15 protein-coding genes are annotated in these 25,593 nt (G+C 52.2%); 8 read left to right on the forward strand and 7 right to left on the reverse strand.

The window, feature by feature from the left end:
* Positions 1–62: 62 nt before the first annotated feature.
* Positions 63–1,265 carry a cation:proton antiporter gene (locus EJN92_RS04260; protein ID WP_126129768.1) on the reverse strand — a complete coding sequence of 401 codons (1,203 nt, stop codon included), beginning with the start codon at positions 1,263–1,265 and terminating at the stop codon, positions 63–65.
* A 169-nt stretch (positions 1,266–1,434) separates the two neighbouring features.
* A complete protein-coding gene (locus EJN92_RS04265; RefSeq protein ID WP_126126676.1) occupies positions 1,435–3,867 on the reverse strand; it encodes a TonB-dependent receptor in 2,433 nt (810 codons plus the stop codon).
* A gap of 230 nt (positions 3,868–4,097) precedes the next feature.
* Here EJN92_RS04265 and EJN92_RS04270 point away from each other — a divergent pair, with 230 nt between their 5' ends.
* Together EJN92_RS04270 and EJN92_RS04275 are read left to right on the forward strand one after the other, a co-directional pair.
* Positions 4,098–5,684, forward strand: coding sequence for a tryptophan halogenase family protein (locus EJN92_RS04270; protein WP_126126677.1), 1,587 nt, complete (start codon positions 4,098–4,100; stop codon positions 5,682–5,684).
* Positions 5,685–5,957: 273 nt separating this feature from the next.
* The gene (locus EJN92_RS04275; protein ID WP_126126678.1) at positions 5,958–7,292 is read left to right on the forward strand and encodes an MFS transporter; all 1,335 of its coding nucleotides are present in this window, start codon (positions 5,958–5,960) and stop codon (positions 7,290–7,292) included.
* Between the two features lie 17 nt (positions 7,293–7,309).
* Here EJN92_RS04275 and EJN92_RS04280 read toward each other — a convergent pair whose 3' ends face one another.
* Positions 7,310–9,256 (reverse strand): ATP-binding protein, encoded by a 1,947-nt coding sequence (locus tag EJN92_RS04280; RefSeq protein WP_170174868.1) that lies wholly within the window; start codon positions 9,254–9,256, stop codon positions 7,310–7,312.
* Between the two features lie 116 nt (positions 9,257–9,372).
* On the opposite strand from EJN92_RS04280, the gene EJN92_RS04285 reads away from it, so the two are divergent.
* A complete protein-coding gene (locus tag EJN92_RS04285) occupies positions 9,373–9,639 on the forward strand; it encodes a YkgJ family cysteine cluster protein (RefSeq protein WP_126126680.1) in 267 nt (88 codons plus the stop codon).
* A 147-nt stretch (positions 9,640–9,786) separates the two neighbouring features.
* Here the strand turns inward: EJN92_RS04285 and EJN92_RS04290 are convergent, their stop codons facing one another.
* Positions 9,787–14,415 carry a hypothetical protein gene (locus tag EJN92_RS04290; RefSeq protein ID WP_126126681.1) on the reverse strand — a complete coding sequence of 1,543 codons (4,629 nt, stop codon included), beginning with the start codon at positions 14,413–14,415 and terminating at the stop codon, positions 9,787–9,789.
* 522 nt (positions 14,416–14,937) lie between these two features.
* Here EJN92_RS04290 and EJN92_RS04295 point away from each other — a divergent pair.
* Entirely contained in the window at positions 14,938–16,227 is a 1,290-nt protein-coding gene (locus EJN92_RS04295; RefSeq protein WP_126126682.1) for a sensor domain-containing diguanylate cyclase, read from the forward strand.
* A gap of 140 nt (positions 16,228–16,367) precedes the next feature.
* Here the strand turns inward: EJN92_RS04295 and EJN92_RS04300 are convergent, their stop codons facing one another.
* A complete protein-coding gene (locus tag EJN92_RS04300; RefSeq protein WP_126126683.1) occupies positions 16,368–17,417 on the reverse strand; it encodes an extracellular catalytic domain type 2 short-chain-length polyhydroxyalkanoate depolymerase in 1,050 nt (349 codons plus the stop codon).
* Between the two features lie 460 nt (positions 17,418–17,877).
* Between EJN92_RS04300 and EJN92_RS04305 the strand changes: the two genes are divergently transcribed.
* The 3 genes from EJN92_RS04305 (at position 17,878) to recQ (ending at position 21,692) form a co-directional block, all read left to right on the forward strand.
* Complete coding sequence (locus EJN92_RS04305; RefSeq protein WP_126126684.1) at positions 17,878–18,621, forward strand: PEP-CTERM sorting domain-containing protein; 744 nt, start codon at positions 17,878–17,880, stop codon at positions 18,619–18,621.
* Positions 18,622–18,997: 376 nt separating this feature from the next.
* Entirely contained in the window at positions 18,998–19,843 is an 846-nt protein-coding gene (locus EJN92_RS04310; protein WP_126126685.1) for an undecaprenyl-diphosphate phosphatase, read from the forward strand.
* Between the two features lie 10 nt (positions 19,844–19,853).
* On the forward strand, positions 19,854–21,692 hold the full coding sequence (gene recQ / locus EJN92_RS04315) for a DNA helicase RecQ (protein ID WP_126126686.1): 1,839 nt from the start codon (positions 19,854–19,856) through the stop codon (positions 21,690–21,692).
* Positions 21,693–21,695: 3 nt separating this feature from the next.
* Here recQ and EJN92_RS21775 read toward each other — a convergent pair whose 3' ends face one another.
* Positions 21,696–21,962, reverse strand: a complete 267-nt coding sequence (locus tag EJN92_RS21775) for a hypothetical protein (protein WP_126126687.1) — start codon at positions 21,960–21,962, stop codon at positions 21,696–21,698.
* Here EJN92_RS21775 and EJN92_RS04325 point away from each other — a divergent pair.
* Positions 21,942–24,428, forward strand: coding sequence for a DEAD/DEAH box helicase (locus tag EJN92_RS04325; RefSeq protein WP_126126688.1), 2,487 nt, complete (start codon positions 21,942–21,944; stop codon positions 24,426–24,428). The two genes, EJN92_RS21775 and EJN92_RS04325, sit on opposite strands and share 21 nt — an antisense overlap.
* Positions 24,429–24,860: 432 nt before the next feature.
* Here EJN92_RS04325 and trmB read toward each other — a convergent pair whose 3' ends face one another.
* Complete coding sequence (gene trmB, locus EJN92_RS04330) at positions 24,861–25,580, reverse strand: tRNA (guanosine(46)-N7)-methyltransferase TrmB (RefSeq protein ID WP_194074963.1); 720 nt, start codon at positions 25,578–25,580, stop codon at positions 24,861–24,863.
* Positions 25,581–25,593 lie beyond the last annotated feature (13 nt).

Below are 25,593 nucleotides of genomic sequence, written 5' to 3' on the forward strand. Positions count from 1 at the left end.
GAACAACGCAAATCGCTGTTCCGTGTTTTTTTATACTCTGCGTTGCGCTGACTTGTACCAATCTAACTCGTTCTAAAAATCAGTTGCTTCATTTTCTGCAGTTTCGGCGCAACCACCGGCACCGTTAACATGGTGCTGAGTACGGCCATCACCAGCAAGGCGGTGAAGGTCTGATTGGTGATGATGTTTTTATCGAGCAGCACATTGGCGAAGATAATCATGATCAGAGCCTTAGTCTGCAGTAGCCAGCCTATGATGGAGGCCTCGCCCTGCTCCCATTTAAGGATTTTTCCGGCCGCATGTATGCCTGCCATTTTGCCACCGACAGATACCAGTAACAACAACAAGCCGGCCCCAAATACGGCGACACCGCCCAACTGCCAGTTGGTACGCAGGCCGGTACTGAGAAAGAATACAGGCATCAGCATCATCAAGACAAAATGGCGCAGCTTATCCATATCGTCCTGATCAAACCAGGCGCCGTCCATCACCATCCCAGCCAAAAATGCCCCGACCATAAAATGCAGGCCAGACCAGTCGGCAAAATACGAGCAGGCCGACAGCCAGATAAAGGCGGCGTACCAGCGATCGCGCTCAGGTATCTTGCGCATCAAGCGGCGGAATAGGTAACTGGCGATAGCAAAGCCAAACAGAAACAACAATTGCCGCCCTACTCTGTCCCAATCGAGCAAAATCAGCGCCAGCACGCCCCAGATCGCAACATCATCTAGGCTGGCGTAACGCAAGATGCGTTGACCTATGGGCTGGCGCAAAATAGCCAGTTTCTCCATCAATAAAATCAAAATGGGTAATGCCGTCACCGCACAGGACATCCCTACACCCAGCACAAACTGCCAACCCTGCGCCTTTGGCCCCATCCAGGCTGAGCTATGCCAGAGTAAAAATAGCGCGGCAGCACTGCCAAATACCATAGGCACGCCCAAAGCCAGGCTGGCGGTGATGCCGCTCTCGCGCCGGTACTCCCACATTTTTTTGAGGTCTAGCTCGACGCCGGCGATCATCACAAATACCATCACCGCCCACCAGGCGATGCCATTGAGCGCGCCTATCACCTGAGGATTAAAGACGAAGCGATAATAATCCGGAAAGACTGCACCGAGCACGCCCGGCCCCAGAACAATGCCGGCAATAATTTGCACCACCACTAGCGGTGCCCAATAATCGGTATTCCCCAGACGCCAGATCAAATAGGGCACGCTAAAGATCAGCGTCATCGCGATCAAAAAAATCTCGGTAGTATTCATCATCTCTTTATCGGGAAGGGCCAACAAAAAGCCCCCTATCAGTGACGACAGGGGGCTGGTTCTCGCCGCGGATTATACGGCAAATTGCGTGCCGCTTACGCGATGTGCATCAGATTTCGGGACAGTTGCAAAACCACGCCTAAGCGTTTTTTCCATGACCCCGTTTCAATTAGAAATCCATGCCTGCGTTGAAGCCGAAGGTACGTGGCGCCAGGAATTGCGATTGCCAAACCTGAGTACCATTGCCATTCGAGAAGCCATTTTGCGCACTGGTCTTAATCGCGTTATCGCTGACATTACGTACAAAGGCGTCGATATAAAATCTGCCCGCCGCATAGCGCAGCCCCAGATCGGTACGGGCATAAGCTTCTTGTTTATCGGGAGCGCCGAAATGATCGCTAAACACGCTCAAGCCACTTTCAGATTCGTAATGCACGCTGATGCGCGGTGTGATGGTCGCATCGCCCATGTGGAATACATGTTGATACTGAAACTGCGCTTGTATTTTCGGTACATGCGGCATGGTGAAACCGGTCACATCGACACAGGTGCTGATAGTCGGATCGGCGACGCATTTTGGTAAGGCGTAATCGTTAGAGCCACCGATCAATTTACCCAGCGTTGCCTTAGGCGTGTATGCCAGCGACATTTGTATCTTGTCGTCCTTAGTCAGCTTGGCGGCGATCTCGGTTTCGAAACCGGCAATCTTGGCACCTTCGGCATTATTCGTTGCCAGAGTATGCGAGCCATCAGGATTGGTCACAGGTGCACTGAACTGGAAATCCTTGAAGTCTTCGTAGAAGAATGCATTATTAATTTTAACTGTGCCACCAAACAAAGTGTGCTTACTACCGATTTCATAGTTAGTCAGCGTTTCTGCGCCGTAGGTTCTGCCGCCATCTTGCAGCCCACCCGACTTGTAACCGGTCGAGTAGCTGGCATACATCATATTGTCTTTATTTAAGTCGTAACTAATGCGCGCCAGACCAGTTACTTTGTCACCGGTGTAAGTACCATCGTTAGAAGGCTTACTTGGGCTATAGCCCTGACCCGGTTTAGTCGGATCGATGTGAGCATTGAGCGGGGTCTGCGGCACGCTGGCGTCATAGTTCCAGGTGTAGCCGTTACCACCGACATTGGTGCGGGTGTCTTTGGTGTAACGCAAGCCACCGGTAAAATGCAGGCTTTCTGTCGCGTTCCAGGTAGCCTGGCCAAATGCGGCTGAGGATTCTACGGTTTCTTTAGGTTGAATGAAACTCCCTTGCCAGCCGACGCTACCTTGCTGGGTACCATTCATGATAGGGATATCAAAACGGATGTCATTGGTCTCGGCCGCATAGTACAAACCAAGCAACCAGTCTACGTCGCGCTTACCTGTCGATTGCAATTCCAGCTCATGGCTGTAGTTGACATAGTTAGACGAAACCGTATTGTTTTCCTGATGCACACCACCCGTGGTGAAACTAGTCGGTACCGCTGCACCACCATCCTGGTCATAACGGGATGAACCGCTAAATTTTGAGTAACCGGCGATGTACGCCATAGCCATACCGTCATTGATGGCGAAATCTAAACGGCTGCGTAGCGCATCCGAATTACGCTCAACCGCGGGCGCGGTATCGATCAAAGCCGACCATAATTTTTGACCATCGCGCGGTGTTTGCATCAGATTCATACCCGGCGTGCCACGGTCTGTGTACTTTTCGTAAGACAGATTCCAGTTAATTGCCGCAGTCGGTTTCCACAACATGCTAATACGGGCCGCACTCTGATCTTGCGCGCCATACTTAGGGCCATTGGCAACGAAGAGATTCGGGTTCATGGTCTGAAAACCGACCAGGCTCCCTTTGTTGGATGCCGCATACGCTGCTTGCTGACTGGCGATAGAAATACTTGGCAATGTTTGATAATCAACATAGCCATCGTGCTTTTCATTGATATACGCAAAACGCAAAGCCATGGTGTCGCTGACAGGCACATTGAAGGCGCCGCGCACACCGAGGCGGTTATAGTTACCCATACCACCTTCAATATTGCCGGAAGTTTCACCTATGATAGGTTTTGCGGTCTGCATGTTCACGGCACCAACCGTGGCGTTACGACCCCACAGCGTACCTTGTGGTCCGCGTAAGACTTCTATGCCTTCCAGATCAAACAGCAGGGAAGTTGCGCCTTCCGGACGTGGTGAATAAATACCATTGATAAAAGTGGCGACTTCAGGATCGGCGTATTCGGTCTTGGCGCTATCGTTACCGACACCGCGCATGGTCATGGTGATGACGCCATGATCACCCTGCGCCGTAGCGGAAAAACCCGGCACCAGATTCACTACGTCTTGTATCGTCTGTACATGCGCGTCATCGAGTGCTGCGGCATTGAGCGCGGTAATGGCGACCGGAGTTCTTTGCAGGGACGTGGCACGCTTAGTACCTGTGACGATCACTTCGGCGATAGCCGTGGATTCACCGGCTGCTTTTACCTGCGCTGGGGCTGGCGACTGTTCTTGCGCATGCGCCGTGTGGATGCTGGCGATCAAAGTAAGGATAGCCAATTGAATAGGGGAGCCCAACATCTTACTGGGCTGCGTTGTGCGAACGTTCATACGTCTCCTGTCTCGTTAATTTCATTGCCGGTATCCCAGCTTTGTTTATATTATATTTGAAAACGATTTCAATTATCTTGAAACCGATTTCATAATAGGGGCAAATCAGCTTGTGTGCAAATTTAAAACGCGCAATTTTCATAATTTTTGGCGTATTATTGACTCTTGTTGCGATTTCACCACTCAAAATTTCGACAAACCATGATTAAAAAACTAAAAATGAGAGCAAAATGAAACCGATTTCAAGCATCTTGATTGTAGGAGGTGGTACTGCCGGCTGGCTTACGGCCGCCTTTCTGGCCAAATCCTTAGGGGTGGCGTCGAGTAAAACGCTAAGCATCAGCGTGGTAGAGTCGCCCGAGATCGGCATTATTGGCGTCGGCGAAGGCAGCTTCCCTTCGATACGCGGCACACTGGCAGCCATAGGCATAGACGAAGCGCGCTTTGTCAAAGAATGCAATGCCAGCTTTAAACAAGGGATTAAGTTTGTCGACTGGGTACGCCCCAAAGGCAGCGCTGGCATTGATCATTACTTCCATCCATTTAGCCAGCCCAGTCAGCGCCAGGGTGGACCAGAATTGCTGCCTTACTGGTTACTAGGTGCTGCGGGCAATCACACGCCCTTTGCGCAAGCGGCCACCATGCAAAAACGCATCGCCGATGCCTCACACGCACCGAAACGCAACGAAGACGGCGACTTTCTGGGGCCAATGAATTACGCCTACCATTTCGACGCCAGCCTGTTTGCCAAACTACTGGAAACCCACGCGAAATCTCTCGGTGTGCAGCATATTTCAGCCACCATAGAGCAAGTTCAACTGGCGGAGGATGGTGCGATTGCTGCCGTCATCACGCATACAACAGAGCGCCTCACGGCCGACCTGTACGTAGACTGCAGCGGCTTTCGGGCGCGCCTGATCGGCCAGGCCTTGGGCTCAGCGTTTACCGCAGTGGACGAGGTTCTGTTTGTTGATCGCGCGCTGGCAGTGCAAGTGCCTTACCCAGCCAGCGATACCCCCATATCCTCGTACACCATCGCTACCGCACAAGAAGCTGGCTGGATCTGGGATATAGGCTTGCAACAGCGGCGCGGCGTCGGCCATGTGTACTCCAGCCGCCACACTGATGACGTCCGGGCTGAGCAGGTATTGCGAGATTATTTACGTGACCATCTTGGCCCTGACAATGCGCAGTTAACGCCACGCATGCTCAAGCTAAAGGTCGGTTATCGCGAAGTCCACTGGATAAAAAACTGCGTGGCGATCGGCCTGTCAGGCGGTTTTCTGGAACCGCTGGAAGCCTCCGGCATCGGCCTGATAGAAACGGCCGTGTATTTGCTAAGTTACTTGTTTCCGCACGATGGCAACACCGCTCCGGTGGCCAAACTATTCAATAGCATGATGAAGGACAGGTATGAACGGATAGTCGATTTCGTCAAGATGCACTATTGCATTAGTCAGCGCAAGGACAGCCAATTTTGGCTAGACAATACAGAGTCACGCAGCATCCCAGAGAGCTTGCAAGAGAAACTGGCGATGTGGCGCTGCCGTCCGCCGCATAGACTGGACTTCATCACCGATCTGGAAATGTATCCGCCGTCTAGCTGGCAATATGTGCTGTACGGGATGGAATTTAAGACGGCACTGCATGCCAACGCGCTCGCCTATCCACGTATGGAAGAGGCGCGCCAGGAGTTTCAGATGATAGAGCAGATGGCGCGACGCGCATTGGATAATCTGCCCACACACCGCGCCCTGATAGCGCAATTTTGCGCCCGCTATCAACAACAATTACTAGGCAAACAAGCTGAAGCATAAGGCAACATACGCGCAAAAAAAGAATGATGGGGCGCCTTTGTTCATGCTATTCTGTTTTATGAAAACCTTTTCAAGCGTTTTCAAAAGTATTTTCAAGAACACTTTCGTAGCCAGTTTTAGACCGGGATATAGAGCACCGCAGAGCGCTCATACTGATGTTTTACCTATATTTGTAGCAAAGACTACGAATTAAAATTTGAGCAGACCTGAGCCGCCTAGCTTTCGCGAACGGCAGATCTCGCTCAAGTGATCAAGCTAAAAAAGAAAGCTGACATGCAAGAGACAAGCAAAAAAATATCCCCCTTATTCTGGGTGCCGACCGGCTATTTCACCATGGCCTTAACTTATATGACGCTCACCAGTGTCACCGCCATCATGTTCAAGAATATGGGCATGGACAATGGCAAGGCGGCCGAATACGCCAGCTACCTGATACTCGCCTACACCATCAAGCCCTTGTTCGCGCCCTTTGTAGAGATGTACAAAACCAAGAAATTTTTCGTGATCTGCGCGCAAGTGCTGGTCGGGCTGGGCTTTTTCGGGGTTGCCTTGGCGATGTCATTGCCAAATTACATGCCGGTACTGATGCTGCTGTTTTGGGGACTGTCGTTTCTGGGCGCAACCCAGGACATCGCCTCCGACGGTGTGTACGTCACCTCGCTCGATAGCAAAACACAATCACTGTATTGCGGCATTCAGGGCTTGAGCTGGAACATCGGCCCGATTATCGCCTCCGGTGGCCTGGTCTACCTGAGCGGCAAGCTGCACTCAGAAGTTTTCCACCATGATCCCCAAGTATTCGGGCCAGAATGGGTAGATGCCTGGCGTATCGTGTTTTTTATTGTGGCAGCGGTCACGGTATTGATGGCGTTCTGGCATATGCGCGTGATGCCCGATGGAGCAAAAGCTGAAAATACCCCGACCAGCGCCAGCGCGGTCTGGTACATCATGTCCGATTCGTTTAAGACGTTTTTTCAAAAGCGCGATGTCTGGCTGATGATCGCGTTCGCCTTTCTGTTTCGCCTCAGCATAGGCTTTCTGGAAAAAATCGGCCCCTTCTTCATGGTTGATCCGGTCGCCAAAGGTGGCCTCGGTTTATCCAATGAATTGCTGGGCATTATTTACGGCACGTATGGCTTGATCGCGGTGCTGGCGGGTTCACTCTTGGGCGGCGTATTTCTGGCGCGGCGCGGCTTGCAGCCTTCGCTGTTTCTGCTGTGCTGCGCAGTGAATCTGCCCAACATCACGTTTCTGCTACTCAGCATCTACCAGCCGAGCAACTTACTCGTCATCACCGCCGGGGTCGCGATAGAGAAATTTTTCTTCGGCTTTGGCGGAGTCGGCTTTATGATTTATCTGATGCAGCAACTGGCACCGGGCAAATACACCACCACCCACTACGCCTTCGGCACCGGCTTGATGGGTCTTTGCATGATGCTCACCGGCGTCATCAGCGGCCATTTGCAGCAACTACTGGGCTACACCAGCTACTTCGTGTTTGTGATGCTGGCCACCATCCCGTCTTTCCTGGTGTGCTGGTTTGCGCCCTTTCATCACAAGGAAGAGCCAGCCGCGCCAGAAGTTTTAGTAGACGCTGCAACGGCCTAAACGCAAGCTCGACAGTATCAGATCGGGGGCGTGGCGCTGACACTCTGCGCCACTTCTGGCAGGCGGATAAAGAAGCAAGCCCCCAGCCCTTCTTTTGATGCATAGCCTATGCTGCCGCCCATTTTTTCTATCATGCTTTTTGCGATACTCAAGCCCAAGCCAGCGCCGCCTTTTTTGCGCACACCTGGCGCTTCGGCCTGACTGAATTTTTCGAATATCATTTCCTTAAAATTATCTGGTATGCCATTGCCATGATCGATCACCTCGAGTAACACCTCAGCGCCGACCCGACTCAGGCGCACCTGCACTTCCGCACCGCTGGGTGAAAACTTCACAGCATTCGACAACAAATTTGCGATGACCTGGATGAGACGATTTTTATCAACATTTACGTAGGCCACATCCAGCGTATTCTCAAAGCGTAAGTTGATGGAAAATTGTTCCGCATACTGACGATTGGCCAACAGCGCCTGTTCAACGATGGTATCGATCGCGAAGTTGGCAAACTCAAATTCCATTTTCCCAGATTGGATTTTTTCCATGTCCAGCAAATCATTGATCAGGATAGTCAGGCGCTCACAATTTTGCTGCGCGATCTCCAATATAGGCCGCGCTTGCGCCGCAACATCACCCAGCACGCCGCCCAAGACTAAACCTATCGCGCCGCGAATCGAGGTCAAAGGCGTGCGCAGTTCATGGCTCACGATACTGACAAACTCTTCCTTGATGCGCTGGGCTTTATATTCTGCCGACACATCTTCAAAGACGATGCCGACTTTTTGTCCATGCAAAGGAAAGGCCTTAATCGAATACACAGCCTCCGCCAAACGCTGATCTCCATACACGATACGACCGATATCATCAGCCAATTGCAGGCGTATCACCTGCGCATAGCGCTGCGGTAAATCGGACTCCAGCAAGCCAGGAAAGGCCTCGACAAAAACTTTTCCGCGCAGGATGGTAGCGCTTATTTTCAATTGCAGTTCAGCGGCAGGATTGAGATCGCTGATGCGCAAACTATGGCTATCCGCCAAATTCGGCAGCTCCAGTACCAACAAACCCAAAGGCAATGCCAGTACCAGGTTTTGATAGTTTTGCGTCAAGGCTGCGGTACGCTTAGCCACTTGTATCTCGGCATTGGCAGCGATCAATTGATTTTCCAGCGCGCTTTGCTGCAGGCGTTGTAAGACTTGCTGCCTCACTCTCTGCGCTATGCTCACTAACAATAACAGGGCAACGGCATGAGCTAACAAGCGAAAAAAGTGCGACTGCCACCAGAAATAATTCCATAAACTAGAGTCGCTTAAAAATAAGCTAGACGCACCAAATAGACTAGTTTGCAGTCCAAATAACAGTTCGGTCGGGATCGCGGTTTTCTGAAAACTGCGTATCAACCGGTAGGCCGCGAATAACATAAAGCTGCCGCCCAACACATTGAGCAAAACAAATGTGTGGCTAAATTTCCCTTGTATGAGCATGACTGGCATCCAATCGGGCTTGATCAGACTAATCAAGATCAAGCCCAAGCTGAGGGCCGCAGCCCAAAGCGGCCGCGCTAGTCGCGTCTGTAAGCGTACCGGCAACAACACTAAGGCGAAGGCAATACCGGAAAACAAGGTCGCCGCGGTATGCAGCCAAACGAAGGAAGCTCCGGGCGATGACATCGCATGCGCGCCATCGAGCAGCCCCATCACGATCAAGCCGCAGGCGATCACTGAGCGATAAGCCGATGCGCTCAATTCCTGGCTATCGAAACGCAGTAAAAAATAGGCGGTGAGTAAAGCGAAGGCAGCGCCAGCCATTTCTAGCGAAGCGTGTAAGGCCAGGTTAATCCAATTGAGATACTGAAGCGGGGTATAGCCAAGAGCAATTCCCAGAAGGATAAAGCCCAAGGCAAGCACGAAACCAAGGCTACTGGCACGCGTCAAAGACAGGGAAGCGGATTTTGATCTTAACTGGAACAAGTTCTCACCCTCTTTATGATAAATAGTAAGGCCAGCTTTGTAGTAAAGATAGCACGAAAAAAAATCTGTCATGCAGCATTTTAGAGTGGCTTGCCACACTCAGTTAAAATAGCGGCATGAGTAAAGCCCTATCCTGTCGCCCCCTTTGTGCCGCCTGCTGTATCGCGCCCTCCATCACCAGCCCTATCCCCGGCATGCCGAACGGCAAACCGGCTGGCGTGCCCTGCGTGCAACTGATGGAGGATTTACGCTGCGCCATCTTTGGCCAGCCCGAACGCCCGGCCTGCTGCTCAGGTTTACAGGCCTCGTTTGAAATGTGCGGCGAAGACCGTAGCTATGCCATCAACTGGCTCAGCGCACTAGAAATCGCCACCCGTCCGTGACGCCTTGCCACTGGGCCTTATAGATACCCCCACCTGTATGTTTTTATCGCCCAATAAATACGTGGGCAAACCAGGTATTTTTTAAAAAATAGGGGGAGTATAGCTGAGTCATGTGCTAGCAAAGAGCACCAACAGCTCCAGCTCAAGCTAACTACCGCCCTTCATGATTTGCTGCACCTGCTTGAAAGCGGCCAGCAAGCCCGTGGCCGAGGCCACGCCACCAGCCAAGATCTTCAGCATATCGCCACCGACTAAGGCAACCCAGGCCAGCAGCAGCATAATCGCTACCCCCAGTGGATAACGCAAGGTTTGCCACAGATCGCCCGGTGGCGGTGCTTCCCATAGTCTTTGCTGGGCTTCAGGCGCGGCGCGTAGCACAAAACGTCGTAAGCTCTCGGATGCCACTTGCAGTTGCGGGTCATGATTTAACCAGCCCAGGCGTAGTAGACCTTCGACCGCCGGACTGTGCGTCGGCAGAGGATAATTTCCACGCGCCACCAGATACAATAATTGCTGCTGCGATTCAGGTAGTTTGTCCCAACGGTTGCGATACGATTGCAGCGCCAGCTTGCCTATCGTCAGCACGGTTTCGTGCAGGGATTTTGTAATATCCAGTTCGGCCTCGATTTGCAGGCGCAAAGACGGCGACAGCGGCGTCAACTCACGCTGCAACAATAGCCGTTTAGGCGCATCGCTGTGACGCGCCCACTTCTCTGGCAAAGCAAGGGCGGGAGCGGGCGGAAAATGCGCCACAAATTTAGCGGACAAGACCGTACGCATCAGCCCACGCAGCGCCAAAGAGCTAATCACGTAGGCCAACAGCAGTAAAGCCACGCGCCACGGCCAGCTCAAGAGCCCATTAATACGCGGCAGAAATACCGCATAGTGATCAACCCTATTGGCAGCATTGGCACTAGACAGCGCCGTTGCGGAGGCGCCGCTATCGATCACGCAATAGTCCTCATCATCGCCGGCAAATTTCCCAGTTTTGTAGCGCTTCGGCGTCTGCTGCGAAATCGCATCGCCAGCAGCAAACAGCATGGCCTGATCCGGGGTCAGTTTGCCGGCCAATTCTAGCGCAATTTGAGTGAACGTCGATTCCCGGTTTTTGCTCTCGCTGCAAGTACGATTAGCGGGAGGATGCGTAGCCGCAAACTGAAAGCTGCGCAGATTTTTATCGTTGATCGAAAAGATTTCGCGCAAGCCCTGCTCTCTCGGCTCAGGTAAAGCAAAGCGTTCATTTGACTCAAAACGTTCAGGAAAATGCATTTGTCCAAAGTCTTGCAGTTTTTGCTGCTGCGCTTGCCAACGCTCGGCCAGTGCTACCCCAGCCACGTATTGCAGGCGCTGCTCGATCTGATCTGCGCTATTGCGCAACATCACCGAGGCTGGCAGCCACACCAGGATCGCCATCACCAGCACTGCCCAGCGCCGGTAATCACGATAAAAATGGGGAATGGCCTGATGTTCCGCTTGACTACTGGTAGCAGAGCCAGAATCTGCCTCAACAGAAATTTCGGTCGCGATGCGTAATAAGCTGCGTCTGAGCAAAAAACTGGTCGCCAGCATCAACAGGAAAGCCAATAGCAGCGGCGCGGCATGCTTAGTCCAGAGGCTTGCAGCACCGTGCCACAGGGCGTCCGGCGTGAGTAGTAACAAGACTTCAGCAATCTGGCACAGCAACAGCAAAGCAAAAGCACATAACTGCCAGGCCGATAGCTTGGCTGGCATCAAGGCACCCTCAGGGGCGATACGCTGCCAAACACGCTGTGCCAGCCAGACGACAGAGTCAGGCGCAGCCCACTTTCCGGCTTGACTCAGGAGCGCCACATTGATCGCCAGCGTGCTGATCACGATGAGCGCATTGGCAAGCACAAAAGACAGATAACTCAATCCGGCCAAGACTAGATATTGACTGAGCGCATGCACTAGCAACAGCCCGCACAGCGGCCGGTAACGCCTGCGCAACTGCCATTGCGGCCAGGCCCAGGCCGCACGTTTGCCACTCAGGCGCGCCAGCACATAACAAGCGAGTAATACCAGCAAGGGCGATAGGCAAAAGCCCAAAGTGAGTAGGGTAATATTTGCCAAGCCAAGTTGCACAGGTCGTAGTTCTGCGATCATCACCAAGGTCCAGGGCACATAGGCCAGCGGCTGCACATGAAACTGCACACTATGACCGTGATAATGGCCGCCAAAGCTATCGGTGTTGCCGTATTTCACGGCCGCCAGCAAGCGATTATCTTGCTGGCTTTCATTAAACAAATTTTCCGCCAAGACCCGCCCGGGCGCACTGTGGTACAAGGCGATACCAGTCTGATTATCGATCACCACATACTGAAAACCCGGCGGTGGCGGCATAAACTCAAAACTGTAGGCGGGGAAACTCCCCGAGATAAATTGTGTGCCCTTATCCTTATCCTTATCTTTATCCTTATGCAGCGCCAGCGCCAGTTGGCTGCTTAACTGGGCATCGGCGCGATTATACAAACGCTCTATGACGAAACCGTCCAGACTCCATCCGGCAATTTTTTTCGGTTCTGGCCATGGCCATGCCTGATGATTCACCAGCGCCTGCAAATAGCCACGCCCCTCGGCGGTGGCTGCTGCGCCATAGGCCGGTAGTAATTGGGTGTACTGCAAAATTTTCTTATCAATACGGCCCTCACGATCGAACTCGAAGACCGATTCCAAGATGGGCAAAGGGGGTGGGTTATCTGAAGCGAGGAAGGCAGCATGTGGCACGCAATTACGAACGCGCGCCTGCTGCTCGGTATGCGCAGTCAAAATAAAGCAATCAAAGTACGCTTTGCTGTTTTTATCCTGCATGGTTTCAAGATGCGAGTGGCTTAGCTTAAACGCCGAGGCCTCGGCAGTCTCATTCGTCCCTATAAGTTGAATATCCGTCCACGTACTATGCCGATTCATCAGTTCTGACACCGCCACATCCAGCTCAGCCTGCCAATTACTCGCCATTTTTACCGCCACATTCTTAGCCGACTCTTTCATCACATCCACGGCAGCGCGATAACTCCCCCAAGCCCATAGGCCGAGCACGATCGGCAAGACCAGTAACAGCGCAGAGGCAACCAAGGCAAACACACTACGGGCCGGCACCGCCTGTAATTGCTGAGAAAAAAACAGATTCAGCCAGGGCCAGAAAAACAAGACCACCAGTAACACACACAACCAGAGTAGAAAGGTGCCAGGCTCCAGCATTTGGGTAGCTGCCATCAAGTGCTGCTCACGCGCGCCCACCAAAAACAGTTTTTCATTGGCGCAAGTCTCAGTCTTGCTAGAGCAAAAGCGTACCGGCAATTGCACTTGCTGGGTGTAGGCGCGTACTGCACGGTTATCGATCTCAAAATCGCGCATGCGGGCGCCAACCGCGCGTGTTTTGCTGGCCGTTTTATCGGCTTCGCCAGCGGACGATTTATCATCGAGTAAGGCGAGTAAATCCAATACCTTAGGCAGCAGTGTGGCAGGCTGATAGAGCTTGCTTTCGCCCGTTATTTTGGTGATAGGTTTTTGCAGGGTCAGCAGCACTTTGCCATCTTCGCGCACCAGATACACGGCATCGAGTGCATCAAACCAATTGCCCTGGCCAAGAAAATTTTTCAAGGCGATCTCGACCGGAATTTGCTGGTCGCGCGCGCCACAGCGATAGATGCGCGCAGTACCTGCATCATCAAATTGCTCACTCCAAAAGGCCAGAGAAGTACCGTTATTTTTCCGGCATTCCGGCACGTTTTTTCTCAGTGAATAGGGCGCAGAAGTTTTGGCTAAAGACAAGCCTGCATGCATACGTAAAGCTAATTCTTCGGCGGTTTTTGATCCTTTCGGCATCCAGGCGCGCAGATTATTTAGCGCACACGCCTTGAGGGATTCTTGCACTTCTTTTTTATCTACGGAGCTCGCTGCTTTGGCCTTTTCTGGTTTGCTTATCTGCCCTAAGGTTTTATCTTCTTTAGACTTAATTTCTGTATTTTTGAAGGCTGCTTCGCACTCTTTTTCAGCCTTTTCATAAATAAGTTTAATCGCCTCACGCTCGTCATCGAAGTCTTGATAACTAACATCTTTAGCCTCCTCGCAAAGATGCAAAGCTAGTGCAGTTTCAAAACGATCGGCATAATGAACTGGCGGCGAGGCTACGCACTTAGCAAGCAGCGCCAGACGCGCAAAATAGGCGATCACGGCTTCATTTTTTTTCGCTTGCAACTGCGCCAGATTAAGATATTTCCAATTTTGCGGTGCCGTCTTTTTGCCCCCGATTTCTAGACGGACAACATTCAAAATTTGTTCTGCGACTAATTTACTCGCCGCTTCAGGCGCTAACAAATCGCTAAATGTCTGCTGCGGATCCAGCGGCGAGACAAATTCCCAAAATACTTCGGGCGCCCTGCCTTTGAGTCTTTCGGCAATCATCACATCCACCATGCGCGGCTTGGGCAAAGAATCCTGAGCCTGCAGCAAGACCTCATGCGCCCTGGCAAAATCTGCAAGGCCGACATGAAAATCACTGACCGGTGCATACAAAGAAAAGGCCTTGGCCACCTCGATCGCCTGGCTCAGCTGTAGCTGCACTTCGCCCAAGCTGCGAAAAGCGCGCTGATCGCGGTAGTTGATCTGCTCCTGGATCACCAGATAATAGTAAAGCCCGGCCGGCACGATAATCATCGCCGCGCACAACAAGAGTATGCGGGCCGCCGAAATCGAGCGATTGAGCAAGCGCGGCAGCAGTGCGGTGTCGCTCTCCTGCGCTGGATTAAGACCCATAAACAGCTCCCCTACATGGCTGGCAACGAAACGTGGCGCAGATAGTCGAAAAGGCAAGAATACGCCTGTCGGCCAGTATTCTCCTATTTCGCCATGATCACAAGTGCAATTGTGGTTTTTTGATATGTAACCTAAATAGGAAGCCACCACAGCAAGCTGGCTGCCTGGCGGCTATTTAATATACTCCCGCCTGTATATTTTTAGTGCCCAATAAATACGTTGGCAAATGGCGAATATTTAAAAAAAATAGGGGGAGTATGCTTAAATTTTTAAAAAAACTAAGCGCTTTTATGGCAAATTAGCGGTGCCGAGGTAATTGCTATTTGCATACTTTATAGATAGAAAAATGCTACTTGTGATAACAGATAGAATCATAGATACTGCTATCTATTGCGGGGATTTCCGACTCTTTACGACTAGCAATCCGCCTCATCGACCATGCTGATTTTGCTGGCGAAGAGCCGCAAAACCACTGTATTTCTGTTGCAGAAGACCAGTAAACCATTCGGAGCCTGACTATCTATGAATGCCAGCGGCACACCAGTAAATCATAGGCACGCGATAGAATCTTCGCTCGATGGCTACCTACACGTTTCGCATACGGGGCACCTCATCGACGTTAACGCCGCCTATTGCCGGCTCTCGGGCTACTCACACGATGAACTGATAGGCATGCATATCTCGGCATTGGCGGAAAATCCCGAGCTTGCCAGGCAACATACTGAACTCATCATCAGCCTTGGTAGTTACCGTTTTGAAACCAGCCATAGACGCAAAGATGGCAGCTGCTGGAGCGCGGAGGCATCAGCCACCTATTCCGAGGTTAATGACGGTGAAATGTTTGGTTTTTTGCGCGACATTAGCGAGCGTAAGCGACTCGAATCCTTGCTGGTCCAAACCGAGAGACACTTCGCGCTGCTGGTGGCGGCAACACCGGTCGGGGTATTTGAAACCAACGCCAGCGGCGCCTGTATTTTTGTCAATCATCAGTGGTCAGAAATGACCGGCCTATCGCAAGAAGAAGCGAGCGGCAATGGCTGGATCGCGGCGCTACATCCAGACGACCGCGAACCGCTGGCAAACGCGTGGAGCGCGGCCGTCACCGAGGGTCTGCCATTTCGCCAGGAATACCGTTTTATCGACAAGCAAGGCAAAATCACCTGGGTTCTCGGGCAATCTCAAAAGTTACTCTCCTCAGAGGGTAAAACCCTGGGCTACATAGGCAGCACGACCGACATCAGTGACAGTAAGCTGTTGGCGGCACAAATCCATGAGATGGCCTTTCTCGATGCACTCACCCAACTGCCCAACCGGCGCTACCTGCATGACCGCCTGCGTCTGGCGATTGCCTTAAGCAAGCGCAAGAGTAGTTACGGGGCGCTGATGTTTATGGATCTGGATAACTTCAAACCCGTCAACGATGAATGGGGACATGAAGCGGGCGATCAACTCTTGGTGGAAGCGGCGCAGCGGATTAAAGCTTGCTTACGCGAAGTCGATACCGTGGCACGTTTTGGTGGCGATGAATTTGTCGTGATTGTCAGTGAGTTAGATAATAATTTGGAACACGCCACTGACCAGGCCAAGGTGGTGGCGGAAAAAATACGTCAGAGTTTAAGCCTGCCGTTTCATCTGCGTTCTAGTCTAGAAGATCTAGCCGCTAGCGACTCGCAGCATCAAGCTTCGGCCAGTATAGGCGTGGTGATGTTTATCAATGAGGGCGACACCCAAAACGACATCCTGAAATGGGCCGACCACGCCATGTATCAAGCCAAAAAGGCGGGCGGCAACACCATCGTATTTCATACTTAGCATTTGTAAGACTTACGCAAAATCGCCCCGGCGTCCTAACATCCGCCTTGCTGGAACAATTCTGCGTAAATCCTAATTTTCTATCCATGCCTGATGCGCAAAGCCGCGCCCGAAGTGACACGAGCTTGGCCTAACACACGCTACTGACTCGCCACAACCTTAGTCAACGGTGCTGTCAAGCGTTGCACCATGGCGCGCACTGCCTTCAATTGCGAACCAGACTGCAAGGCATAATTTGGCCCGGTGTAACCAAACCAGTCCCAGCAGCCTTTAGGGTTATACGGAATCGTGCTGGCGTTCACCTGCGGATACAGCACGATGATGCTATTCGTGTCGGCCCAGTCGTTATAGCTGCTCTTGCCATAGAAATCATCCTGCACCACCGCGGCAGACTGCAAGCAGCCATGGAAAGCCACATGCACCCGGCAAGCATCGCCTTGCTTGCAATTTTGCGGTACGTAAGCATAGGCGTCCGCAGCCATGCCGGTAGAGGCGTCCGAAAACTCACTTTGATTAAAGCTGATCAAGCTACCGCTACGTTTTTTTGCCGGTGGCTGCATGGCTCCGTAAATATGCGTCAACATGGCACCGGGTTGATCGTAAGCCTTATGTTTGACGCTGCAGTGACTGATGTAAGGCGCAGCATTGGCATCGCAAGCATTACCAAAGGCAGGCGTAATCAGGGCATGCCCGGAAGGCATATTATTCACATACAGTAAATTGGCCTGAGGCACGCCCAGATCCTTGAAAAAAGCCACAGTCGCATCGACCGCTTGCTGATACACCACCGTATCCTTAGTGCCGCTAAAGACGTAGATACGATCATTTTGCAAGTCACTCAAAGGATCAATCTGACCGGCCAAAGCAAAACCCTGCGCTGCCACCAGCATGCCAGCTGGATTTGGCGGTACAAACGGCACTAAGCCCATACACACCGCGGCATTGAGCAGACTGCCCGCCGCGCAATAATAAGGCCCGCCCGCCACCACACCAGCGCCCACCACCGAGCTGGAAAAAGCGACTTGATATTGCACTGCCATAAATGCCCCGGACGACAAACCGGAGACCGACGTGGCCTTACTGCTAGCACCAAAAGCCGGCAGGTTTGGCGATACTTTGCTATTGGCTTGCGCCATTGAAGTGCTAGCAATAACGAGGGAGAGAAAAATTGCGGGGCGAAACAATTTCATCATAAGCTCCTTAAAAAGTGGAATTAGATATCGACTGTCAGGGTGAATTGATGCAACGCACAATCCCTGCCACGCAAAGATTCTCATATAAAAAGAGAAATTAAAAGCACTTTTTATATTTTTATTTTAGCAATAAAAAATGCTTTTTAAATGAGGGGCTTAGGCCAAATTGTTGCTGCCAGACAGGTCGCCATAAGCAGTTTGACAGGGCGGGAGAAACCCGCATCGCATGATGGAAATCCGTAATAATTAGAATAAAAAATACCAATTGGCGTCTGTTTAAACGGCATATTTACCCCTTTCAACGCGGGGTTCAGCCACCCTACAAGGCTTACGGGTACAAAATATGCACCCCATGCGCACTTATTTGCCAAATTGTCATCTTCCTGTCATTCGCAGCGCCTACTCTGCTCGGAGGGAGGTCCAGAAATCAAGGCTCAAATCGAACCGAAGATGAAAAATGAAGCAGCAATTAGCGCTGTGTGATATTCGCAGCAGTATTGGAAACGGCACTTTCCTATTCGCATCAAAACTCACTTGCAGCTTACTTAACGCAAAAAGGAAAACAATGAAAAATTTCGTCTACATCATAGCGATTAGCCTTACATTATTTGGCAATGCCAGCGCTGACGCACTGTATACTTCAGGCGGTTTCACGCTTGCGACTCAAGGAGTGCAACCCAAGTCATACGTACATACCGATAGTTCAGAGGGAGTAGATACACTTTTTTCACTTTCGCAAAAAAGTACACTCAACAGTATTGTTTTTGGAAGCTCACTCGATGCGACTGCGTTCGAACCTTCGAATTGGTCAGTTAAGCCAAGCATCAGTATTTTTTCGATGTCATGGGAATTTAAAGCCTCTGCCTCCAGCTTAGGATCACCTGCAAGCGTTACACCAGGCAATTATTTCAACTACGTTAAATTCGCTGTGGACAATGTTGTTCTGGATGCCGGAAGTTATAGAATTTTTTGGGCTCATGGCGCATCAGAAATGCCGTTTTATGCCACGCAAGGCGAGTCAATTCATTACTCCAATCCGGCCTACCAATACACTTTAGATAATACCTCCTTAGCCTTCCAGGTACAGGGGGTATCCGCAGTACCAGAACCACAAAATTCCGCCATGTGGCTAGCTGGCTTAGGACTACTAGCGGGACTGGCACGCTATCGCAGAATAAGCGCAGGCATATCAAGAATGTAAGCGCAGCGTATTGCACCGTCTTCAACCTACACTACGGTGCAATACGTCCTTGTCTGTTGTGGCACTAAAGCTCACTCTGTACCAGCGCTTAGCTTGGACTACGCCTTATCAGCCTAAGTTATTTCAAAGAACGTAGATAATTGTTAGGCTAACTAGCACTAGCTAGCTCACTGAATCATTCCCAGCACTAATTAACATACCCCCACCCAGTACATTTCAATCGCACAATACACATATGCGCGATGACGGTGTTTTTACTAAAAATAAGGGGAGTATATGCAAGCCACTGGTTTTGCTTAAAACTTGCGCAGCGCACAAGATGCCCTCGTGTTAAGCTTCGTGCCGCCGCATTTCTCCCACTTTTTTTCAAGAAAACATGGATATTCTTCTCGCCGCAAAAATTATCATCATGGGCATCGTTGAGGGCCTGACTGAATTTTTACCTATTTCGTCCACCGGACATTTGATATTGGCCGGTAGCTTGCTCAATCTCACCGACGAAAAAATGAAGGTGTTTGAAATCGTGATACAGGCCGGTGCGATCTTTGCCGTGTGTTGGGAATATCGCCAGAAAATCGCCTCAGTGATAGGCGGTCTGGGCAGCGATCCTAAGGAGCGTAAATTTGCCTTGAATCTCATCGTCGCGTTTTTACCGGCGGCAGTGTTGGGGGTCTTGTTTAGCAAAAAAATTAAAGCGGTATTGTTCGCACCCGTTCCGGTGGCACTGGCCTTCATCCTCGGTGGTCTGGTGATACTTTGGGTAGAGCGCAAGCACAAGGGTGTGGATGAACACGATACCAGCCATGCGCGTGTGCATAGCGTCGATGACATGACGATGTTAGATGCCCTCAAAATCGGTGCGGCGCAAGCCTTTGCCCTGATCCCCGGCACTAGCCGTTCTGGCGCAACGATTATCGGCGGCATGTTGTTTGGTCTGTCACGCAAGGCGGCCACTGAATTTTCATTCTTCCTGGCGATCCCAACTTTGCTGGGCGCTACCGTGTATTCGCTGTACAAGGCGCGTGAAGAGTTGTCGGTTGCGGATATCCCTATGTTTGGTCTGGGTACCATCGCGGCGTTTATCTCGGCATTTTTCTGCGTACGCTGGTTATTGCGCTATATCGCTACTCATAATTTCAATGCCTTTGCCTGGTATCGTATCGCCTTCGGCATCATGATCCTGATCACGGCTTACACCGGCACTATCGTTTGGGCCGACTAATTTTTATCGTATGACAGAACCAGCGCAGCAAACTAGCGAGCAAACTCAGGCACTGCATTTATTGCAGACGGTATTTGGCTATCCGGCCTTTCGTTCGCAGCAAGGGCAGATCGTCGACCATGTCGTCAATGGCGGCGATGCGCTAGTGCTGATGCCTACCGGCGGCGGTAAATCGCTGTGTTACCAGATCCCGGCGATGATACGCAAAGGCGTAGGCATCGTAGTTTCGCCGCTAATCGCCTTGATGCAGGATCAGGTCGATGCGCTGGAAGAGGTCGGAGTGCGCGCCGCATTTCTGAACTCTACCCAGAGTTTTGAAGAGTCGCAGCGGGTCGAACGGCTGCTGCGTACTGGCGAAATCGATCTGGTATATATCGCGCCGGAGCGCCTGATGACAGCGCGCTGCCTCGATATGTTAGAAGCTAGCCCTATCGCCCTGTTTGCGATTGATGAGGCGCATTGCGTTTCGCAATGGGGCCATGATTTCCGCCCTGAATACATCAAGCTCTCGGTGCTGCACGAACGCTTCCCTAGCGTGCCGCGCATCGCATTGACAGCCACCGCCGATCAGCAAACCCGCGACGAGATTATCCGCTGCCTGCAACTAGAAACGGCGCTGCAATTCGTCTCTTCGTTTGATAGACCTAACATCCGTTACCAGATCGTCGAAAAGGCCAATGGCCGCAAGCAATTGCTCGATTTTATCAATGCACAGCATAGCGGCGACGCCGGTATCGTGTATTGCCTGTCGCGCAAAAAGGTAGAAGAAACTGCCGAATTCTTAAATGAAAACGGCATCAATTCCCTGCCCTACCATGCCGGTATGGAGATGACAGTACGCAGCCGTAACCAAGCCAGATTCTTGCGTGAAGACGGCATCGTGATGTGTGCCACGATTGCCTTTGGCATGGGCATCGATAAGCCCGACGTGCGCTTTGTTGCGCATCTGGATTTACCAAAAAGTATAGAAGGCTATTATCAGGAAACCGGACGCGCCGGCCGCGACGGTGCTAGCGCCAATGCCTGGATGGCCTACGGTTTGCAAGACGTGGTGCAACAACGTCGCATGATCGATGAATCGGAAGCGAATGAGATTTACAAGCGGGTGCAGGGCGTTAAGCTCGATGCCATGCTCAGCCTGTGCGAAACGCTCAATTGCCGACGCATGCAATTGCTGGCGTATTTCGGCCAGACCTCACAGCCTTGCGGCAATTGCGATACCTGCTTAATTCCGCCGACCTCGTTTGACGGCAGTGTGGCGGCGCAAAAAATTCTCTCTACCGTGTACCGCGTCGATCAACGCTTTGCGGCTGGTCATGTGATCGACGTTTTGCGCGGTATCGATACCGAACGCGTGCAGCAATGGCGGCATAATCAACTCTCGACCTTTGGCGTTGGCTCAGACAAAAGCGAAGCCGAATGGCGCGCCCTGCTGCGCCAGTTAATCGCGCTCGGTTTAGTCGCGGTCGATTATGAAAACTATAGCTCGCTCAAACTCACCGAGCAATCGCGTGCGGTACTGCGCGGCGAAACCAAGATACAGCTGCGCCAATACAAAAAAGCTGAAAAAGCCACCAAGCATAAACGCCAGTCGGCCAAAGACTTTGCCGAGACTGATCTCTCGGCCAGCGAACAAGCGATTTTCGAGAAGCTACGCTGGTGGCGCATCACCACCGCCAAGGCGCACAATGTCGCCGCCTTCATCATCTTCGCCGACGCCACCTTGCGCGAAATCGCCAAGACCAAGCCACGCTCGCTAGACGATTTGCGCGGCGTCACCGGGGTCGGTGCCAAGAAGCTGGAAAGCTATGGTGCCGAGATTGTGGCCTTGATAGATGAAATGAGTTAGTTTTCAACTTGTCATGAAACCGCAAAGCTTAGCCGCATATTCCATGCGCCTTACAGACCATTTTAGGCTGGCAAGGCGCATGGAATATGCGCGCAGCTTTTGGGAAGTTCTAAAAACCCTATACTCGGGCGCATCGCAGCCTTGCAAATCCTCGCAATACCGACGTATTGCTCCGGTTTGCGCCTTGCGCTGCATCCCGATTAACGGGTTTTTAGAAATTCCCTTTTCAGAAGTACTCTGGCGCTCAGCATGCCCGATCTGATTGGCCATTTCCATCCCAGAATGACACTGCGTACCTTGGGGCGCGGCGATGGTTTATTCGGCATGACCAAGAGCGGCGTATTCGGCCCACGGGGCGGCAACGTCAGCGTGGTGCAGATAGACTGGCTATACCGCGTCAGTCTGGATGACACAGAACTACTCTGGCAAACGCCCGCCCCTAGCGTCTTACTCAATCGCCGCCCTAGTTCCAGCCAGATCATTCTCGATAAGCAGGGCGTGCCTGTGACCCTGTTGCGCGATTTGGGTGCCGAGGCCGATGCGCTCGATAAGGTTTGGGAACTTGATCTGCACCCGCTGCCGCTAAAGGCCTTGCAATGGCGCAGCGAGGCCGCCGCCAGTCACTACAGTCATCCCGGGCAGCTTTGGAGTTTGCTGCAAGAAGATTTTTTTGCCGATTTCTGGGCTGATCAGTTGCCGCAATTGCAGGCGCTGGGCTGGTCTATCGTGATTGCACCGGGCTTTGCGCATGAGAGCGTCATGGTCGAAGCCTGGCACTTGATCATCGATGAAAGCAGCGGCGAAGTCATCGGCAAGGAAGCGGCCTCGCCTATGCAGGGCCGCCCGACTACGATCACCCGCCTGGGCTTACCGGCACGCGAAGGCTCGTGGCTGCTCAGTTTAGGAATAGAAATCGAGGGTCAGAGTATCGATCTGGTGCCGCTATTGGCGAATTTATTGCAAAGAGATAGCCGCTGGCTCAATGCCAAAAAGCTGGCCGAAATCGACGATATGGCCATGATACGGCTGCGCGCTCCGGGCGGCAAACGCATCGATGCGCAGGCGGCACCACTCAAAGCCATCGTCAGGCATATGCTCGATCTGCTCGGTGATGAGCGGCGCCAGCATAGTCCTCTTCCTATCTCTGGTTGGGATAGCCAGCGCCTGGAAGCCTTGCGCCTGAGTCTGTTAGAAAGCCAAGCACAGCGTGCCGGCCCGCACGGCGGCTGGCAACTGCAAGGCGAAGCGGGTTTGCGCAGCCTGACCCAACGCCTGCACCACATAGGCGAAGTCGCAGCAGTCGCTGCACCGGCAGGCTTGGGGATTACTTTAAGACCGTATCAACTACACGGCGTGGCGTGGCTACAATATTTGCGCCAGCAGCATCTGGCCGGCATCCTTGCCGACGATATGGGGTTGGGCAAAACCGCACAGGCGCTGGCCCATCTGTTACTGGAAAAACAGGCCGGGCGACTCGATAGGCCGGCACTAATCGTGTTGCCGACTTCTTTGATTTTTAACTGGCAGGCCGAAGCGCAACGCATGGCACCGGATTTACGTGTACTGAGTCTGCAAGGGCCGCAACGCGCTAGCTATTTTGCTGAAATGCAGCAAGCCGATATTGTGCTGACCACCTATCCCCTGATCTGGCGCGATCTGGAAATTTTAGAGCAACAGCAGTTTCATCTCTTGATACTCGATGAAGCCCAGACCGTCAAAAATGCCGCCAGTCGCAGCGCCGATGCGGTGCGCCGTATCCGCGCCCGACATAGACTGTGTATCACCGGCACCCCGCTGGAAAACAATTTGGGCGAACTGTGGACTCAGTTTGATTTTTTAATGCCAGGCTTTCTCGGTGATGCGCGCAGCTTTACCCGCTTGTGGCGCAAACCCATAGAAGTCAATGGCGAGACTGTGCGCGCGCAACTGCTAGCAAAAAGAATACGGCCATTTATCCTGCGCCGTCGTAAGGAAGATGTCGCCACCGAATTGCCACCCAAAACCAAAGTCATCAAGCGCCTGCAACTACAAGGCCAACAACGCGACCTGTATGAAAGCGTGCGCGTGGCGGCCGACGAACAAGTGCGCAAGGTATTAACGCGCAAGGGTTTTTCCGGCGCGCAGATTACGATACTCGATGCACTGTTAAAACTGCGCCAGGTCTGCTGCGATCCACATCTACTCAAAGGCGCGCAAACGCCTGCCACGATGGAGCGCGCCAAGCTAGAAATGCTGAGCGATATGCTGCCCAGTCTGGTGGCGGAAGGCCGACGCATGCTGATCTTTTCGCAGTTCACTGAGATGTTGAGCTTGATCGCCGAACAGTTGGACGAATTGGCACTGCCGTATTTATCACTGACCGGCAAGACCCCGGTCGCACAACGCGGCCAGCTGGTCGCTAGTTTTCAGGATAAGCAAGTACCGATCTTGCTGATTAGCCTCAAAGCCGGTGGTGTGGGTCTGAATCTGACCGCAGCCGACACGGTGATCCACATGGACCCGTGGTGGAATCCGGCGGTCGAAGAGCAAGCCACTGCGCGCGCCCATCGCATAGGGCAGGAGCAGGCAGTGTTTGTCTACAAACTGGTGGTGCAAGGCAGTATAGAAGAGCGCATCCTCGAACTGCAGGCACGCAAGGCAGCGTTGGCAGAAGGTGTGCTGGGCAGCGATGCGGCGCTGGCACCGAAATTCGACACCGCCGATCTGCAGGCTTTGTTGGCACCACTGAGTATTTGAAAAAAATCAAACATCTTGTCCACGAAAATCACGCAAAGCACGACAGGTAAATTTCTGATGTAGGCTCCCTCTCCCGCGAGCGGGAGAGGGTTGGGGTGAGGGTGGTTCAGATACAAGAATGTGTATTTATCTGGAGCTTTAAATGATTTCTCTATCGAACTTACGCGTTACTCAATCACCCTCATCCCCTGCCCTTCTCCCGCTCGCGGGAGAAGGGAGCCTAATCGACACATCACTACTCATGGCTAAACGATGAGCGCGAAGGCGGGAATCCAGAATTTACAGGATGACGGTAATCGGCGCGTGCTAATGTACCTATCAGAGGCTGAATATTAGGTGCAAAGAAAATCTGAGTAAAAGATCTTCTCTGTGTTCTCTGCGCCTCTGCGGCCAGCTTTTGATTTGCATAAAAAATACAAAAAAAATCAGCTGCTATTTTTTGCGGAAAACCAAATCCCAAACCCCATGCCCGAGTTTAAGGCCACGGTTTTCAAACTTAGTTACCGGGCGATAATCCGGACGTGGCGCGTAGCCATTGGCAGTGTTCTCCAAAGCTGGCTCGGCACCTAATACTTCTAGCATCTGCACCGCGTAGTCTTCCCAGTCGGTAGCGCAATGCAGATAACCACCCGGTGCGATGCGTGAAGCCAGCAAAGTCACCAGCGGGCCCTGGATCAGGCGGCGCTTGTTGTGGCGCGCTTTATGCCATGGATCAGGAAAAAACACGTGAACGCCAGCCAAAGAGTTAGGCGCGATCATGTGCGTCAAGACTTCAAAAGCGTCGTGCTGAATGATGCGCTGGTTTTGCAAACCCATGGCATCGGTGAGTTTAAGCAAATTGCCGACACCCGGAGTATGCACCTCGACACCGATAAAATTCTTTTCCGGCATTAGCTCAGAAATTTTGGCGCTAGTTTCGCCCATACCAAAACCTATTTCAAATACGGTAGGCGCAGTACGACCAAAGGCCGCTGCCACATCGAGTTCGGCTTTTTGATACGGGATGCAATACCGCGGCCCCAGAGTTTCTATCGCCCTGCCCTGCGCATCAGACAAGCGCCCGGCACGCGTCACAAAACTGCGGATGCGGTGTTCGGTTGGATCATAAAACAGCGGCTTAGTGTTGCCGTCGGCAGGTTTGGTATCGGACATGGGAGCAAACAGA

Source organism: Undibacterium parvum (genome assembly GCF_003955735.1).
In the GTDB taxonomy this organism is placed as follows: domain Bacteria; phylum Pseudomonadota; class Gammaproteobacteria; order Burkholderiales; family Burkholderiaceae_D; genus Undibacterium; species Undibacterium parvum.